The organism is Streptosporangium sp. NPDC051022, assembly GCF_040683035.1.
Classification (GTDB): Bacteria; Actinomycetota; Actinomycetes; order Streptosporangiales; family Streptosporangiaceae; genus Streptosporangium.
This window is the reverse complement of sequence record NZ_JBFBCF010000002.1, coordinates 256,356-271,101: the sequence shown is the minus strand read 5'-3', so window position 1 is coordinate 271,101 and position 14,746 is coordinate 256,356. Positions and strand designations below refer to the sequence as shown.

The following is a 14,746-nucleotide window of genomic DNA, read 5'->3' as shown; positions in this document are numbered from 1 at the left end:
CCGGGCTTCACGATAGGCTCTGCGTCCACACGACGCGGAGGACAGGCAGGATGAGCGGTTTCAAGAAGTTCCTGATGAGGGGAAACCTCGTCGAGCTCGCCGTGGCGGTGGTGATCGGCGCGACTTTCAGCGGTCTGGTGCAGGCCCTGGTCAAGGACCTCATCACCCCGCTGATCGCGGCGATCACCGGGGGCAGCCAGCCGGACTTCTCCCAGTATGTGTTCACGATCAACGGCGCCAAGTTCATGTACGGCGATTTCGTCAACCAGCTGCTGAGCTTCCTGATCATCGCCTCGGTCATCTACTGGCTGGTCGTCCTGCCGATGAGCCGGCTCATCTCCTTCTTCGACAGGAACAAGCAGGCCACCGAGAAGAAGTGCCCCGAGTGCATCAGCGACATCCCCGTCGAGGCCAGCCGCTGCGCCTTCTGCACCGCGGTGCTGTCCCCGGTCGTGGCCGCGGAGGAGCCCGCCCTGTGAGACCGTAAGACGTGGAGACGAACTTCGAACTGGCCGTCTGGTACGAGCCTGAGCCGATAAGCAGGGAACGCGCGGAGAGCGTCTTCCGGGCGCTCCGCGCGGGAGAGGCCGGGGCCGCCGTTCCCTGCCCCGGGGTTGCGGAGTTCGCCGCCCTGCTGCCCGAGGCCGAGCCGGTCTCGCCCGCCCACGCGCTGGTCACCGTGGACCTGGAGCGGTCGGACGAGGTGTCCGGCGAGGCCTTCGCGCTGGCCCGCCGGTGCGGGCTGGTCTGCTACGACCCGCAACGGCGGCTGGTGCACAACCTGGCGCCGCTGGGAGCCTATCCGGGCATGCAGCTGCGCACCGGCGACGGAATGATCGTCGTCGACCCCGACCTGCGGCTCGTCACCGACGCGGTGGCCACCATGTCGCCGCAGAACCCGTTCACGGCGCTGGTCGTCTTCGGTGAGCACTTCGTCCAGACCTCGCCGGAGATCTCGGGATACGAGCTGGAGTACAAGGACAGCGTGCGGGACCTGATGCTCCGCTGCCACGTCCCCGGCATCGAGGCGGTCCAGGAGGCCTTCGGCGAGTACGCCACGGGCCACCGCACGTTCCTGGAACGCCACGAGTGGCGTCAGGTCTGACACCCCTTCCCCTGACCCCGGTTCCCACTCCCACCGCCCCGGAGAACGCTCACAGCGCCCGCCAGGGGCCGTCTGCCCACCGCGTCACGTACCGCTCACCGGCGTCACCCGGCCTCGCCTCGCCCCCCGGCACCCGCGCGATCACGAGCACACCGCGGGCGAGCGGTCACCGCGTCAGCTGCAGCCGCAGTCGCAGTTGCAGTCACAGCAACCGCCGTCACCTCCGCAGTTACAGCAGTCACAGCAGTTGGAGCAGTCACCGCAGTTGCCGCAGGCGTCACAGCCGCTGGCGTCGCACCGTTCGCTGCATGACCTGTACCGCTCCTCGTCCCACGGGGCCCGGTACAGGCCGCAGGTGCAGCACGTCGCCGCGGCGCACATCACCGACAGCAGGCCGCCCGGGTCCGGCTTGAGCCGTGGGTCGCGGGACGGCGACTTGGGCTTCCTCCGTTTGGTTCCCGGCTCCGTCTCGGCGGCGGCCGCGGCCATGTCGAAGACGCGGGTGACGGAGCGGCCGATCTCCTTGACCAGCAGCGCCCTGACCAGGTTCCGCCGTTCCAGGTCGAGTTCGGCGACCGCCAGCCGCAGGCCGAGCAGCGCGTCGTCGCAGTGCCGCCGGGCGGCGGCCAGGTCGGTGCCGGAGGCGACCAGCGGGTTGTAGGCGCCGGTGGCGCGGTCCTCGGCCAGGTCCTCGACCGCGTCGAGGAGGTGGGCCAGGCGGCCGAAGTGACGGCCCGCCTCCTCAAGGGTCTCCCGGTTGTGCGGCTTTTCCGCGAGCAGCGCGGTGTGCCCGAAGGCGGCGGCGACCGCGGCCTCCGTGGGGGCGGTGAGCTCCAGCAGGCGCAGCCCGGGGACGCCTTCGAGGCGGGTCTGCTCCTCGACCGCCCGGACCAGGACGTCCGGATCGAACCCGACGGCGACCGCCGTACCGGAGCCCGCGGCCGACCAGCGGGCGGCGACCCGCTCGGCGACGGCCGCGACCGGCCTGCGCGCGTAGAGGCCGTCACCGTCTGCGACGTGGTCCCTGATCTTGCCCGCGGCCAGGATCAGGGAGACCGACGCCGCCAGCCGCACCCCCTCGGCCTCGACGACGTCCGCGCCCTTGAACCCGCGCAGGGCGCACGCCGCCGCCCTGCGGTGCGGGGAGGACTCGACCGCCTGCGCCTCGGTCAGCACCGAGACCAGCAGGCCGTCGTAGTTGGTCACCAGCCGGGAGGCGTGGCCGTGCTCGTCCCTCAGCGCCAGACAGAGCCCGCACAGGTGCGCCATCCACTCCTTGAACAGCCCGCTGCACATCCCATGGCGACACGGACGGACAATCCCAAACATCTGTTCCCTTTTGTCGTACGGCTGCCGCCAAGGGTTCCGCCACCGGCCGCCGTCCGCAACAGCCCTGGTCACCCGCCGGGAAACCGGTCACTCACCGGGGAAGCGGACTCCGATCTGCCCTCGCACCTCGTCCATGACGCGCATCACCTCAAGGGTGGATCGCCACGGCACGAGCGGGCTCTCCAGCAGGCCCTCGCGCAGGCAGCGCATCGCCTCGGCGGCCTCGTGCACCATTCCGGTCCCCTCGTAGGGAACGTGGAAGGTCTCCGGTTCGGCGCCCGTGCGGTGCAGGGTGAAGGTGCTGGGCCGGAAGAACAGGTGGGGGATCTCGATCCGGCCGAGCCTGCCGGAGATCGAGGCGGTGACCGGGCCGTCGGTGGTCATGCCGCAGGAGAGCAGGGCGACCGCGCCGCCGGGGTGGCCGAGCAGTACGCCGGTGTTCTCGTCCACGCCCTCGGGGGTCAGCCGCGCCCACGACTGGACCCTCTCCGGGGCGCCAAGCACGAGATTGGCGAAGGAGATCGGGTAGACGCCCAGGTCGAGCAGGGCTCCCCCGCCCTGCGCCGGGTCGCGGAGCCGGTGGCCGGGACCGACGGAGACGGAGATCCCGAAGTCCGCGTGCACGGCCTCGACCGGGCCGACGGCGCCCTCGCCGAGCAGCTCGACGATCCTGCGGATGGCCGGGTTGCAGCGCATCCACATGGCCTCCATGAGGAACAGCCCGTGCTCGGCGGCGACGTCGACCAGTTCGGCCGCCTCGGCCGCGTTCAGCGTGAACGCCTTCTCGCACAGGACGGCCTTGCCCGCCTTCAGGCAGGTGAGCACCGCCTCGCGGTGGGCGTTCTGGGTGTTGGCGACGTAGACGATGTCCACGTCCTCGTCGGCCGCCAGCTCGGCCCAGGAGCCGTGGGCGCGGGGGATGCCGTACCGGTCGGCGAACGCCCCGGCCGTCTCCCGCGCCCTGGACCCGACCGCCACCACCTCGGCGTCGGGCAGGAGCCTCAGGTCCTCGGTGAAGGTGGCGGCGATCCCACCGGTCGCCAGAATGCCCCATTTGATAGTGCTCATGGGGACTCATCTCACCATGCACGGCCCGTTCCGGATCACCGGACGCGAGCGAGCCTCACATGACGACCGGCCGTGGACACCGCCGGGCCGCGGGCCGGCCGCCCGGCGTGCCGGACGGCCACCGGCGGTCACTGATGGCCACTGACGGCCACCGGCGGCCACCGGCGGTCACGGACGGCCGGTCAGCCGCGGGTGTCGGCGAGCAGCGCCTTGAGCACCAGGTTGGGATGGTCTCGCAGCACGCCGCGCATCCGCCACTCGTCGCTGAACAGCGCCAGCAGCTCGCCGTCGAGCGACCGGGTGAAGACCTCGACGCCCCGCTGGCGGGCCAGGATCGGCGCGGACTCGGCGTCGGTGATCCTGGCGAGGCTGAAGTCGAGCCGGTCCATGAGGATCTCGGTGTTGAACTCCCCCGCGAGGCGGTGCTTGACCACGTCGAACTGCATGGGCCCGACCGCGGCCAGGACCGGCGACTGGTCACCCCGGACGTCGGAGCGCAGGACCTGCACGACGCCCTCCGCCTCCATCTGGTCGATGCCCTTGCGGAACTGCTTGGCCCGGCTGGAGTCGCGGCAGCGGGCCGTCCAGAAGTGCTCGGGGGCGAAGCTGGGGATCCTCGGGAACTCGACCGGCGAGCCGTCGTAGAGGGTGTCCCCGGGACGCAGGGCGGTCGCGTTCACCAGTCCGATCACGTCGCCGGGGAAGGCCTCGTCGATCGTGGCGCGCTCCTGGCCGAAGACCGACTGGGCGTACTTGGTGGCGAAGGGGCGTCCCGTCGCCGCGTGGGTCAGCACCATGCCGCGCTCGAAGCGGCCCGAGCAGACCCGGACGAACGCGATCCGGTCGCGGTGCGAGGGGTCCATGTTGGCCTGCACCTTGAAGACCAGGCCGGAGAACGGCTTGTCCAGCGGGTGCGGGTTCTCCTTCACGTCCGGGCGGGGCGCGGGGGCCGGGGCGACGTCGACCATGGCGTCGAGCAGGCGCCCGACGCCGAAGTTGTTCAGCGCCGCGCCGAACAGCACCGGCGTGGACTCGTGCGCCTCGAAGGCCTTCTGGTCGTGGTCGGCCCCGATCGCCGACAGCAGGTCCACCTCGTCCCTGGCCCGCTCCCAGTCCTCCCCCAGCTCGGCGACGGCCTGCTCGGCGGTGAGGTCGGTCTCGATGGCCTTGGTCGCCCCGCCGGGGGTGCGGGTGTAGCGGACCGCCTGCTCCGCGGCACGGTCGATCACGCCGTGGAAGAAGCCGCCGGTGCCGATCGGCCAGGTGATCGGAGTCGGCCGCAGGCCGGTCTTCTCCTGGATCTCGTCCAGCAGCTCCAGCGCCTCGCGCCCGGGACGGTCCCACTTGTTGACGAACGTGATGACCGGGATCCGGCGGTGGCGGCAGACCTCGAACAGCTTCAGGGTCTGCGGCTCCATGCCCTTGGCCGCGTCGAGCAGCATGACGGCGCAGTCGACCGCGGCGAGCACCCGGTAGGTGTCCTCGGAGAAGTCGGCGTGGCCGGGAGTGTCGACCAGGTTGAACATGTGGTCGCGGTACTCGAACCGGAGCGCCGCGGAGGTGATGGAGATGCCCCTGGCCTTCTCCATGTCCATCCAGTCGGAGGTGACACCGCGACGGCCGGCCTTGCCGTGCACGGCACCGGCCTCGCTGATCGCGGAGGCGTGCAGGGCCAGCGCCTCGGTCATCGTCGACTTACCGGCGTCGGGGTGGCTGATCACCGCGAACGTACGGCGCCGCGCCGCCTCCTGAGTGACCGCGGTCATTTCCTGGTCTCCTAGCCGTGCGTGGGGTGGGGAGCCCCCGGCGGTGCGGGGCGCCGAAACAGCTTACGCGCCACCGCGACTGTCAACGGATGTGGCAACACTTCCCCAGGCCGCTTGCGTCACCATGGTGTTAAGTGGATCGTGGAACATCTCAGTTCGCCCATGCCCATCCCGACTGCCCGAAAGCGACCCGCTCGTGCAACTCGACCTTCCAGTGGTGTGTAGATGATCACGCTCCGGTATGCCGCCGGCTCCGATGTCGGCCGGGTTCGCCAAGGAAACGAGGACGCGGCCTACGCCGGCGCCAGGCTCCTCGCCGTCGCCGACGGGATGGGCGGCCACGTGGGCGGGGAGGTGGCGAGTTCGGCGGCGATCGCCACGATCGCGCAACTGGACCACGAGCCCCCGGGTGACCTGGCCGCCACGGCCGAGGCGGGACTGCGCAAGGCCAACCAGCGCCTGCGCGAGCTCGTCGAGCAGGACCCTTCCCTGACCGGGATGGGCACCACGCTGACCCTGATGCTCTGGGACGGCCCGCGGGTCGCCCTCGCCCACATCGGCGACTCCCGCGCCTACATGCTGCGTGACGGCAACCTCTACCAGATCACCTACGACCACACCCTGGTCCAGACACTGCTGGACGACGGCCGGATCACCCCGGAGGAGGCCGCCAGGCATCCGCACAGGTCGATCCTGCTCCAGGTCCTCGACGGCGGTGACGCCATCGATCCCGACATCACGTCGCGGGAGGCGGAGGTCGGCGACCGCTACCTGCTCTGCTCGGACGGGCTGTCGGGGGTCGTCGAGGCCGAACGGCTGCGCCAGGTGCTCGCCGAGGTGGACGACCTCGGCGAGGTGACGCGGCGGCTCATCGAGCTGGCCTGCGAGGCCGGCGGGCCCGACAACATCACCTGCGTGGTCGCGGACGTCGTCGAGGGCCCCGGCTCGGACGTCCCGGTGGTCGTCGGTTCGGCCAGCCCCTCCTGATCCGCCCGGCCGGCGACCGGCGGAACACCGTGGAGAGGCCGTGTAGAGACCGTGGAGAGACCGTGGAGAGACCGGGGGAAAGCCGCGGCCTCCGGTCGCCGGGAAGGTTCTGGTCGCGGGGGGAACGAGGCGCTATCGTCGGTTCTCCGCGCCCCTGAACGATCGTCGCCCCGGAGGGATGTCCGTCGTGTACAAGGAATTCGCCATTGAGGCGATCGTGTGGCTCATCCCCGTCGTGATCCTCGTCGGCCTGGCCTTCATGATCACGCAACCCGCCTGACCCCTCCCGCACACGGCCAGGACGCCGGGACGCGCAGGTCCCGGCGCCCCCGCCTCTCCGCCTCCGGCCCGCTTCACCGCGCCCCCCGATGCCCCCCGATGCCCCCGATGCCCCCCGATGTCCCCCGGTGTCCCCTGGCGCCCTCTCGCGCCCGGCGGTCCGTCCCGCCACGCCCTCACGTACGGCGCGCCCGGCCCCCTGAATTTCAGGACTCATCCTTTTAAATCAGCCTTTATCCGCATGTAGCCGCATAAGGCCGTGCATATTCACCGGGAAATTCCCGTGGCCGCCATTCCCGGCATCTCCCGCCCCGGCGAAGACGGCGACACCGTTTCCGGCTCTCCCGCCGCGACCTCCCCTTGTCCGCGACCTCCCCTTCCGCGACCTCCCCTTCCGCGACCGCTCACCGCCCCGGGCGGTGAGCCCCGGCCCGGTCCGGGAGACGGTCCGCGGCGCCGTACCGGAACCCCGCACGGCCACCGCCCGTGAGGGCTTCCGCGGCCCTGCGACTAGTCTGTGAGTGCCGATCAGTCCCGCACCTGCGGGGACGGCCCGCCGGCGGGCACGGCGGTGACGGAGAGCGCGCGGGCGCCCCCGCGTCCGCGTGGACGGTCCCGTCACCGGGTGAGGCGAGTAGGTGTCGACCAACGGCCGGTGGCTCCACGCGACCACCGGGTCGAGCAAGCACAGGGGACAGGGAAACAACAGTGAAGCTTCTCCACTCCGGGAAGGTCCGCGACGTCTACGAGGACCGGGGCGACATCGTCCTCGTGGCCTCAGACCGGGTCTCGGTCTACGACGTGATCCTGCCGACCCCCATCCCCGACAAGGGGAAGATCCTCACCCAGCTGTCGCTGTGGTGGTTCGAGCAGCTCGCCGACGTCGTGCCCAACCACGTCATCTCCGCCACCGACGTCCCGGCGGAGTTCGAGGGCCGCGCCGTACGGTGCAGGCGGCTGGACATGGTGCAGGTCGAGTGCATCGCCCGGGGCTATCTCACGGGGCTGGGGCTGAAGGAGTACCAGGCGAGCGGCTCGGTCTCCGGGGTGACGCTGCCCGAGGGCCTGGTCGAGGGCTCGAAGCTGCCTGAGCCGATCTTCACGCCCACCACCAAGGCACCGCTCGGACAGCACGACGAGTTCATCACCTACGACGACGTGGTCGCCCAGGAGGGCGCGGACGTCGCCGCCGAGCTGCGCCGGATCACCCTGGAGGTCTACCGGCGCGGCGCCGAGCTGGCGCGCGGGCGCGGCGTCATCATCGCCGACACGAAGATCGAGCTGGGCCGGGCGGCCGACGGCACGCTGGTGCTCGGCGACGAGGTGCTCACCTCCGACTCCTCGCGGTTCTGGCCCGCCGACCAGTGGGAGCCCGGCCGTCCGCAGTTCTCCTTCGACAAGCAGTTCGTCCGCGACTGGGCCGCCGGGAGCGGATGGGACAAGAAGGAGCCCGCGCCCGAGGTGCCCGCCGAGATCGTCGAGATCACCCGGGCGCGTTACATCGAGGCGTACGAGCGCATCACCGGCAAGACCTGGTAGGGACGCGACCGGACCGGGTGCCGGGAGACCGGCGCCGGGCCCGCCGGCGGTCGCCCGGGACCACCCGGGGCCGCTCGGGGCCGCTCGGGGCCGCTGCGGCCCGTCAGGCGGTCAGCTTCCGCTCCGCGGCCGCGCCCACGACGAACCGGTTCGCGGAGACGGGGTGGTCGCCGAACTCGGCCACGACGCAGGTGATGTTGTCGGGGCCGCCGCCCCGGTTGGCCAGGTCGATGAGCCACCTGGCGGCCTCGTCGGGATCGCCGATGTCGGTCAGCGTGTTGAACAGGGTCTCGGGGCCGACCACGGCGGTCAGGCCGTCCGAGCACAGCAGGTAGCGGTCCCCGGGCTGGGCCTCGCGCAGCGACAGGTCCAGCTCGCCGTCGCCGGTGCCCTCCAGGACCCGCAGCACCATGGAGCGGCGCGGATGCTCGGCGGCCTGCTCCGGGGTGATCCGGCCGTCGTCGACCAGCGACTGGACCAGCGTGTGGTCGTGGGTGATCTGGTAGAGGGCGCCGTCGCGCAGCATGTAGGCGCGGGAGTCGCCGACGTGGGCCAGGGCGAAGGAGGCGCCGTCCCAGAGCATGGCGGTCAGGGTCGTGCCCATCCCGCGCAGCGTGGGGTCGTGCTCGCTCATCTCGCGCAGTTTGTGATTGACGTCCCTCGCCGTACTCTTGATGGCGGCCACCAGATCGACGCCGGTCCGTGGGAGACTCTCGTCCAGCGCCGCGATGGCCGCGACGGCGAGCGAACTGGCGACCTCTCCGCCCGCGTGACCGCCCATGCCGTCCGCTATGGCGAGCAGGCGTGCGCTCGCGTAGCCCGAGTCCTCGTTCGCCTCGCGGCGGACGCCGACATCCGAGCGGGCGGCGTAACGCAGTGCCGGTGCTTCGTTCAGTGCCATGAAGGCAGTAAATCATTGGTTGAAGCACTTCACAAGCAAAGCTGTTGTAGACCGTTGCGGCACAGTCAACTACTGTGGCCCAGTATGGAGGAGAGCCAGGACATCACGGTGAACGCGGGCGACATCGCCCGGCTCGCCGCCGTCGGCCGTGCCGCGGTCAGTAACTGGCGCCGCCGCCACGATGACTTCCCCCAGCCCGTGGGCGGAACCACGTCCAGCCCTCTTTTCTCCCTGCCCGAGGTCACCGCGTGGCTGCGCCGCAACGGCAAGTCCTTCGAGGTCTCCCTCGGCGACCTGGTCTGGCAGCGGCTGCGCACCTCCGTCGACGACCTGCGCCTAGGCGACGTGGTGGGCAGGGTGGGCGCGTTCCTGCTGTTCCTGCACCGCGAGCCCGGCGCCTGGCGCGAGCACGGCACGCGCTCCCTGCCCGGTCTGGCCTCGGCGACGGCCGACCTTCCCGGCTCCCCCGCCCCGCACCTCGACGACGCGGCCCTGCTGCGCCTGGTGGCCGAGCTGGCCGCCGAGCGCGGTCCCCTGGAGGCCTTCGAGTTCCTCTGCGAGCGCTACGTCGAGGCCCACTCCCGCAGGCTCTCGGTCACCAGGGACGACGTGGCCGCGCTCATGCTCCGGCTCGCCCGCCGGGAGGGCGGGACCGTCCTCGACCCCGCCTGCGGCGTCGGAACCCTCCTGTTATCGGCGGAGACCTCGTTCGGGCAGGAGATCAGCGAGACGAACGCGCTGCTCACCGCGGTGCGGCTGCTGCTGCGCGGAGCCAGGGCGCGGATCGTCTCCGGTGACTCGCTCCGCGAGGACGGCCTGGGGGGCGAGCTGGCCGACGCGGTGGTCTGCGATCCGCCGTTCAACGAGCGCGCGTGGGGTTACGAGGAGCTGACCGGCGACCCCCGCTGGGAGTACGGCCTGCCCCCGCGCGGGGAGTCCGAGCTGGCCTGGGTGCAGCACTGCCTGGCCCGCGTACGGCCGGGCGGCCTGGTGGCGATCCTGATGCCGACCGCCGCGGCGAGCCGCCGTCCCGGCAAGCGGATCCGCGGCAACCTGCTGCGCGCCGGGGCGTTGCGGGCCGTGGTGACGCTGGGGCCCGGCGGCCCCGACCTGTGGCTGCTGCGCCGTCCCGACGGGGAGCGGCCGCCCTCCCGGCTCCTGGTCGTGGACGCGAGTGAGGACCTGTCGGTCGTCGAGCCCGCCTGGCGTGCCTACCTGGACGCCCCGGAGGCCGAGACGTCCGGCGACAGCCGTACGGTCCGGATCATCGACCTGCTCGACGACGAGGTCGATCTCAGTCCGGCGCGATACCGCCCGACGCAGGGCGGCCCCGACTTCATGCGGGACTTCACCGAGGCGCTGGACCGTTTCCGGGGCACGTCGGCGACGCTCTCGGAGGCTCCCCCGGCCCTGGAGCTGCTCACCGAGCGGCAGGACCTGCCGACGACCACGGTGGGCGAGCTGGCCAAGGCCGGGCTGATCAGCATCCTGCAGGCCCCGCCGAGGATGTCCGTCGACGAGGGCCCCCTCCCGGTCCTGACCGCCGACGACACCGCGCTGGGGACCTCCCCCTCGGGCCGGACCACGCTGGAGCCCGCGCTGGTCATGATCAGGCCGGGCGACGTCGTGGCCACCGTCCTGGGCGCGGTCCGGGTGATCACGCGCAGCGGGGCGGCGCTCGGGCCGCAGCTCACGCTCTACCGGGTCGACCCCCAGCGGCTCGACCCGGACTTCCTCGCCGGGTTCCTCCGCTCGGCGGACGCGGCGCGGGTCCACCCCAGCTCCAGCCGCCTCGACGTACGGCGCGCCCGGGTCCCGATGCTGCCCCTGGCCGAACAGCGGCGCTACGGCTCCGCCTTCCGGGAACTGTTCGCACTGGAAGACAGGTTGCGTGAGACGGCGGCACTGGGGGAAACCTTGATCCGGCTAGGCTTTGACGGACTGGTTGACGGTCATCTCCGGCCGTGCGACCAAGGAGTGTGATGTCCCGCAGGCTGGGGAGGGCCGCATGGTCATCGGCGACCGGTACGTGCTCGACGACCTCCCTCTCGGCCAGGGGGGCATGGGCGCCGTATACGCGGGTCACGACAGGCATCTCGACCGCAGGGTGGCCGTCAAGTTCCTGCGGCTGGTCACCGGCCCCGACGAGGAGCTGAAGCGGCGTTTCCTGCGCGAGGCGCGCATCCTGGCGAAGCTGGAGCACCCCGGCGCCCCCGTCCTCTACGACTTCGGCACCTTCGACCATCGCCTGTTCCAGGTGATGCAGTTCATCGCGGGCGTCACCGTGGCCGACCTGCTCAGCGAGCACGGCCCGCTCCCGGTGCCCTGGGCGGCCGCGATCGCCGCGCAGGCCTGCGCGGTGCTGGCGGCCGCGCACGCGCTGAGCATCTACCACCGCGATCTCAAGCCGACCAATCTGATGCTCTGTCCCGACGGCAGCGTCAAGGTGCTGGACTTCGGCCTCGCCATGCTTCGCGAGGCCGACTCGACCCAGTTCACCCGGATAGGCCAGATCCTCGGCACCCCGGCCTACATGGCCCCCGAACAGATCCAGAGCGGCATCACCGGTCCCCGCAGCGATCTCTACGCCCTGGGCTGCGTGATCCACGAGATGCTGACGGGCGAGCAGCTGTTCACCGGGCTCACCGAGTACGCCGTGTTCGAACGCCAGGTGAAGGAGCGCCCGCCCGCCGTCCCCGGCGTCCCGGCGGAGCTGAACCGCCTGATCCAGGACCTCCTGGAGAAGGATCCGGAGCGGCGGCCGTCGGGGGCCGACGTCCTCTACGAGCGCCTGCAGCCGTTCGCCGTCGACCTGCCGATGCTGCCCGGTTTCCTCAATCCGCCCTCGGTTCCCAGCCCCGGCCGGATGTACGCCCGCGTGGTCGGCCGGGTCCTGGCCTGAGAGGCCGTCTCCCGGCCCGGGAGCGGGCCGGGGAGCGAGCGGGGCCCGGACCGCCCCGGTGAGAGGCGGGTGGCGGCGGAAGGCGGCCGGGCGGGTCAGACACGCTTCCCCGGCCTGCGGCACACGTACGTCATCCCCGGTGGCAGGTTCCGCCAGACCGGTCCCGTGATCAGCACCTCGTCGAAGACCGAGCGCAGCCGACGCCGCAGCGCCCTGGCCCCGGCCAGCGCGAAGGCGGGCAGGTAGGTCACCGTCGTGAACGCCCCCGCGGGAGCGAGCGCCCCTGCGACCTCCCCCAGGACGCGTTCCTGCAGGCCGGCGGGGAACAGCGACCACGGCAGCGTGCTGACGACCGCGTCCGCCCTGTCGATCCCGGCCTCGGCCAGGAGCCTGCCCAGGTCGGCGGCGTCGCCGTGGACGGTCTCCATCCACGGCCTGGTCCGGCGCAGGTGCGCCGCCAGGTCCGGGTCGATCTCGACGGCCAGGTGGCGGGAGCCGGGGGCGAGCCGTCGGTGGATGGCCTCGCTGATCGGGCCGGTGCCGGGGCCGAGTTCGACCACCGTCGACGCGCCACGCGTGGGCACCACCGCGGTGAGGGCCCTGGCCAGGGCGGGAGAGCTCGGCGCGATGGCGCCGACCACGCCCTGCCTGCGCAGCGCGGCCGACATGAAGGCCCTCAGGTCCGGGGCGGCGACTGTCTCGTTCATGGGCCCCATGACAGCGCCGGGGAGGCGTCGGGCGCAGGACGCCGGAACCTAGTCTTGAGGTATGCCTGGCCCTACCCCCAAAGGTCGGTCCAGCCCGTTGGAGAGCACGTCGGCGCAGGCCGTAGGGTCGTCGGGTGCGATCATCGGCGGTGTGGCGGGCCCTCCCCAGAGGGGACCTGCTGCTGACCTCGTGGCCGTGGCGTTCGCTGGCCTACCTGATCACGGGTGTGCTTCTCGGCGAGGTCGTCCTGCTGACCTTCCTGGCGACCCTCTTCACCGGGGCGATCCTGGCGACGGTACTGGTCGGCATCCCGCTGCTGCTGGCACTGGCGCTGGGCGGGATACCGGTGGCCGCGCTCGAACGCCGCCGGCTGATGATCATCGACCCGGAGCCGGTGGAGAACCCGCACCGCCGGCCGGAACGGCCCGGGGCGCGCGAGTGGCTGCTGCTGCGCGTCCGGGAGCAGGCCACCTGGCGTGAGCTGGCCTACCTGGTCCTGCTGGTCGTGCTGCTGTGGCCGGTCGAGTTGCTGGCGGTGGTCTTCGGGCTGGGGGCGCCCATGTCGATGATCCTGACGCCGGTGCTGCGCGCCCAGACGGGCGACGTCAGGGTGTTGAAGTTCTGGCTGGTCACCAGCGACGCGGAGGCGTTCGCCGCGCTCGCGGTCGGGGCGGTCTGGCTCGCCCTGGCCCTGTACCCGCTGACGCTGCTCGCCGCGGCCCACGGCACGCTGGCCAGGGCGTTCCTCGCGCCCCGGGAGAGCGAGACGGGGCAGCGGCTCGCCGAGATCACCCGGTCCAGGACCCGCCTGGTCGAGGCTTTCGAGGCGGAGCGGCGGCGGATCGAGCGGGACCTGCACGACGGCGCCCAGCAGCGGCTGGTGGCGCTGACCATGACGCTCGGCATGGCCAAGCTGACGGAGGGCGCCGAGACGGCCGAGCTGGTCGGCCGGGCCCATGAGCAGGCGAAGCTGGCCCTGGCCGAGATCCGCGACCTGATCAGGGGGATCCACCCGCAGATCCTCACCGACCGGGGGCTGCCCGCGGCGGTGGCCGACCTGGCGGACCGCTCGCCGATCCCGGCCGAGGTCTCCGTCGCCCTCCCCCGGCGGCTGCCCGAGGCCGTGGAGTACGTCGCCTACTTCGTGGTCTCGGAGGCGCTGGCCAACGTGGCCAAGCACAGCGGCGCCACGCGCGCCGCGGTCACCGGACGGCTCGACGGCGACCTGCTCGTGATGGAGATCTCCGACGACGGCGTCGGCGGGGCCGACCCGTCCACCGGGACGGGACTGGCGGGCCTGGCCGACCGCGTCTCGGTCGTGAACGGCAAACTGATGATCTCCAGCCCCGTCGGCCGATTCACCCTGCTACGTGTGGAGATCCCTTGCGCGCCGACCGATCACTCGAAATAGTCCTCGCCGAGGACGGGGTACTGCTCCGCGAGGGGCTGGCCGGGCTGCTGACCCGGTTCGGGCATCGGGTGGTGGCGTCGGTCGGCGACGCCGAGGCCCTCGTCGAGGCGGTGGGCGCGCACGCGCCGGACATCGTGGTCACCGACGTGCGGATGCCGCCCGGCTTCACCGACGAGGGCCTGCGGGCCGCGGTGGCGCTCCGTGCGGCCGACCCGCGCCTGCCGGTCCTCGTGCTGAGCCAGTACGTCGAGCAGACGTACGCGAGCGAGCTCCTGGACTCCGGTGACGGCACCGGGGTCGGATACCTGCTCAAGGACCGGGTGGGGGACGTGGAGGAGTTCGTCGACGCGCTGCTCGGCGTGGCCGGGGGCGGGACGGTCGTCGATCCCGAGGTGGTCAGGCAGCTGCTGCGCCGCCGCCGCGACCCGCTGGAACGGCTCTCGCCACGCGAGCGGGAGGTCCTCGCGCTGATGGCCGAGGGCCGCTCGAACATGGCCATCGCCAGGAGCCTGGTGGTCTCGGAGGCCGCCGTGGGCAAGCACATCGGCAACATCCTCACCAAGCTGGACCTGCCTCCGGCCGAGGACGACCACCGCCGGGTGCTGGCCGTGGTGACCTACCTGCGGGGCTAGGCTCCCGCCCGCCGGTGTCCCGGGACGCCCCGGATCCCGGGGACCCGGACTCGGCGGCCGGGCGCCGTGGAGGCGGGCCGGAACGGCGAAATCGCGGGGGTGGACGGGAATGATCATGC

13 protein-coding genes are annotated in these 14,746 nt (G+C 72.0%); 8 read left to right on the top strand and 5 right to left on the bottom strand.

The annotated features are described in order from the left end of the window. Positions 1-50: 50 nt before the first annotated feature. Together mscL and AB0N02_RS05240 are read left to right on the top strand one after the other, a co-directional pair. The gene (gene mscL / locus AB0N02_RS05245) at positions 51-479 is read left to right on the top strand and encodes a large conductance mechanosensitive channel protein MscL (RefSeq protein WP_363942944.1); all 429 of its coding nucleotides are present in this window, start codon (positions 51-53) and stop codon (positions 477-479) included. Positions 480-490: 11 nt separating this feature from the next. Then, positions 491-1,105 (top strand): hypothetical protein, encoded by a 615-nt coding sequence (locus AB0N02_RS05240; protein ID WP_363942942.1) that lies wholly within the window; start codon positions 491-493, stop codon positions 1,103-1,105. A 174-nt stretch (positions 1,106-1,279) separates the two neighbouring features. Here AB0N02_RS05240 and AB0N02_RS05235 read toward each other — a convergent pair whose 3' ends face one another. The 3 genes from AB0N02_RS05235 to AB0N02_RS05225 form a co-directional block, all read right to left on the bottom strand. After that, positions 1,280-2,434, bottom strand: coding sequence for a DUF5685 family protein (locus AB0N02_RS05235; RefSeq protein ID WP_363942940.1), 1,155 nt, complete (start codon positions 2,432-2,434; stop codon positions 1,280-1,282). Positions 2,435-2,521: 87 nt separating this feature from the next. Next, the gene (locus AB0N02_RS05230; RefSeq protein WP_363942938.1) at positions 2,522-3,502 is read right to left on the bottom strand and encodes a Gfo/Idh/MocA family oxidoreductase; all 981 of its coding nucleotides are present in this window, start codon (positions 3,500-3,502) and stop codon (positions 2,522-2,524) included. Between the two features lie 182 nt (positions 3,503-3,684). Next, the gene (locus AB0N02_RS05225) at positions 3,685-5,268 is read right to left on the bottom strand and encodes a peptide chain release factor 3 (RefSeq protein ID WP_363942936.1); all 1,584 of its coding nucleotides are present in this window, start codon (positions 5,266-5,268) and stop codon (positions 3,685-3,687) included. 225 nt (positions 5,269-5,493) lie between these two features. Here AB0N02_RS05225 and AB0N02_RS05220 point away from each other — a divergent pair, with 225 nt between their 5' ends. Together AB0N02_RS05220 and AB0N02_RS05215 are read left to right on the top strand one after the other, a co-directional pair. Further along, complete coding sequence (locus AB0N02_RS05220; protein ID WP_363942935.1) at positions 5,494-6,255, top strand: protein phosphatase 2C domain-containing protein; 762 nt, start codon at positions 5,494-5,496, stop codon at positions 6,253-6,255. A gap of 987 nt (positions 6,256-7,242) precedes the next feature. Further along, positions 7,243-8,073: a phosphoribosylaminoimidazolesuccinocarboxamide synthase gene (locus AB0N02_RS05215; protein WP_363942933.1), complete on the top strand. Its 831-nt coding sequence runs from the start codon at positions 7,243-7,245 to the stop codon at positions 8,071-8,073. A gap of 103 nt (positions 8,074-8,176) precedes the next feature. Here the strand turns inward: AB0N02_RS05215 and AB0N02_RS05210 are convergent, their stop codons facing one another. Then, on the bottom strand, positions 8,177-8,974 hold the full coding sequence (locus AB0N02_RS05210) for a PP2C family serine/threonine-protein phosphatase (RefSeq protein ID WP_363942931.1): 798 nt from the start codon (positions 8,972-8,974) through the stop codon (positions 8,177-8,179). Between the two features lie 84 nt (positions 8,975-9,058). On the opposite strand from AB0N02_RS05210, the gene AB0N02_RS05205 reads away from it, so the two are divergent. Next, a complete protein-coding gene (locus AB0N02_RS05205; protein WP_363942929.1) occupies positions 9,059-10,957 on the top strand; it encodes an N-6 DNA methylase in 1,899 nt (632 codons plus the stop codon). Positions 10,958-10,982: 25 nt separating this feature from the next. Continuing rightward, a complete protein-coding gene (locus AB0N02_RS05200; protein WP_363942927.1) occupies positions 10,983-11,876 on the top strand; it encodes a serine/threonine-protein kinase in 894 nt (297 codons plus the stop codon). A gap of 95 nt (positions 11,877-11,971) precedes the next feature. Here the strand turns inward: AB0N02_RS05200 and AB0N02_RS05195 are convergent, their stop codons facing one another. Further along, positions 11,972-12,583 (bottom strand): NAD-binding protein, encoded by a 612-nt coding sequence (locus AB0N02_RS05195; protein WP_363942926.1) that lies wholly within the window; start codon positions 12,581-12,583, stop codon positions 11,972-11,974. A 134-nt stretch (positions 12,584-12,717) separates the two neighbouring features. Here AB0N02_RS05195 and AB0N02_RS05190 point away from each other — a divergent pair, with 134 nt between their 5' ends. Together AB0N02_RS05190 and AB0N02_RS05185 are read left to right on the top strand one after the other, a co-directional pair. After that, positions 12,718-13,995 (top strand): sensor domain-containing protein, encoded by a 1,278-nt coding sequence (locus tag AB0N02_RS05190; RefSeq protein WP_363942925.1) that lies wholly within the window; start codon positions 12,718-12,720, stop codon positions 13,993-13,995. Beyond that, positions 13,968-14,627 (top strand): response regulator transcription factor, encoded by a 660-nt coding sequence (locus tag AB0N02_RS05185; RefSeq protein WP_363942924.1) that lies wholly within the window; start codon positions 13,968-13,970, stop codon positions 14,625-14,627. Before AB0N02_RS05190 ends, AB0N02_RS05185 begins: the two co-directional genes overlap by 28 nt. Positions 14,628-14,746: the final 119 nt, after the last annotated feature.

Bases quoted from the DNA above. Each gene is read 5' to 3' on its own strand.
- mscL (WP_363942944.1), top strand. From the start codon at position 51: ATGAGCGGTTTCAAGAAGTTCCTGATGAGGGGAAACCTCGTCGAGCTC.
- AB0N02_RS05235 (WP_363942940.1), bottom strand. From the start codon at position 2,434: ATGTTTGGGATTGTCCGTCCGTGTCGCCATGGGATGTGCAGCGGGCTG.
- AB0N02_RS05230 (WP_363942938.1), bottom strand. From the start codon at position 3,502: ATGAGCACTATCAAATGGGGCATTCTGGCGACCGGTGGGATCGCCGCC.
- AB0N02_RS05225 (WP_363942936.1), bottom strand. From the start codon at position 5,268: ATGACCGCGGTCACTCAGGAGGCGGCGCGGCGCCGTACGTTCGCGGTG.
- AB0N02_RS05220 (WP_363942935.1), top strand. From the start codon at position 5,494: ATGATCACGCTCCGGTATGCCGCCGGCTCCGATGTCGGCCGGGTTCGC.
- AB0N02_RS05210 (WP_363942931.1), bottom strand. From the start codon at position 8,974: ATGGCACTGAACGAAGCACCGGCACTGCGTTACGCCGCCCGCTCGGAT.
- AB0N02_RS05205 (WP_363942929.1), top strand. From the start codon at position 9,059: ATGGAGGAGAGCCAGGACATCACGGTGAACGCGGGCGACATCGCCCGG.
- AB0N02_RS05200 (WP_363942927.1), top strand. From the start codon at position 10,983: ATGGTCATCGGCGACCGGTACGTGCTCGACGACCTCCCTCTCGGCCAG.
- AB0N02_RS05195 (WP_363942926.1), bottom strand. From the start codon at position 12,583: ATGAACGAGACAGTCGCCGCCCCGGACCTGAGGGCCTTCATGTCGGCC.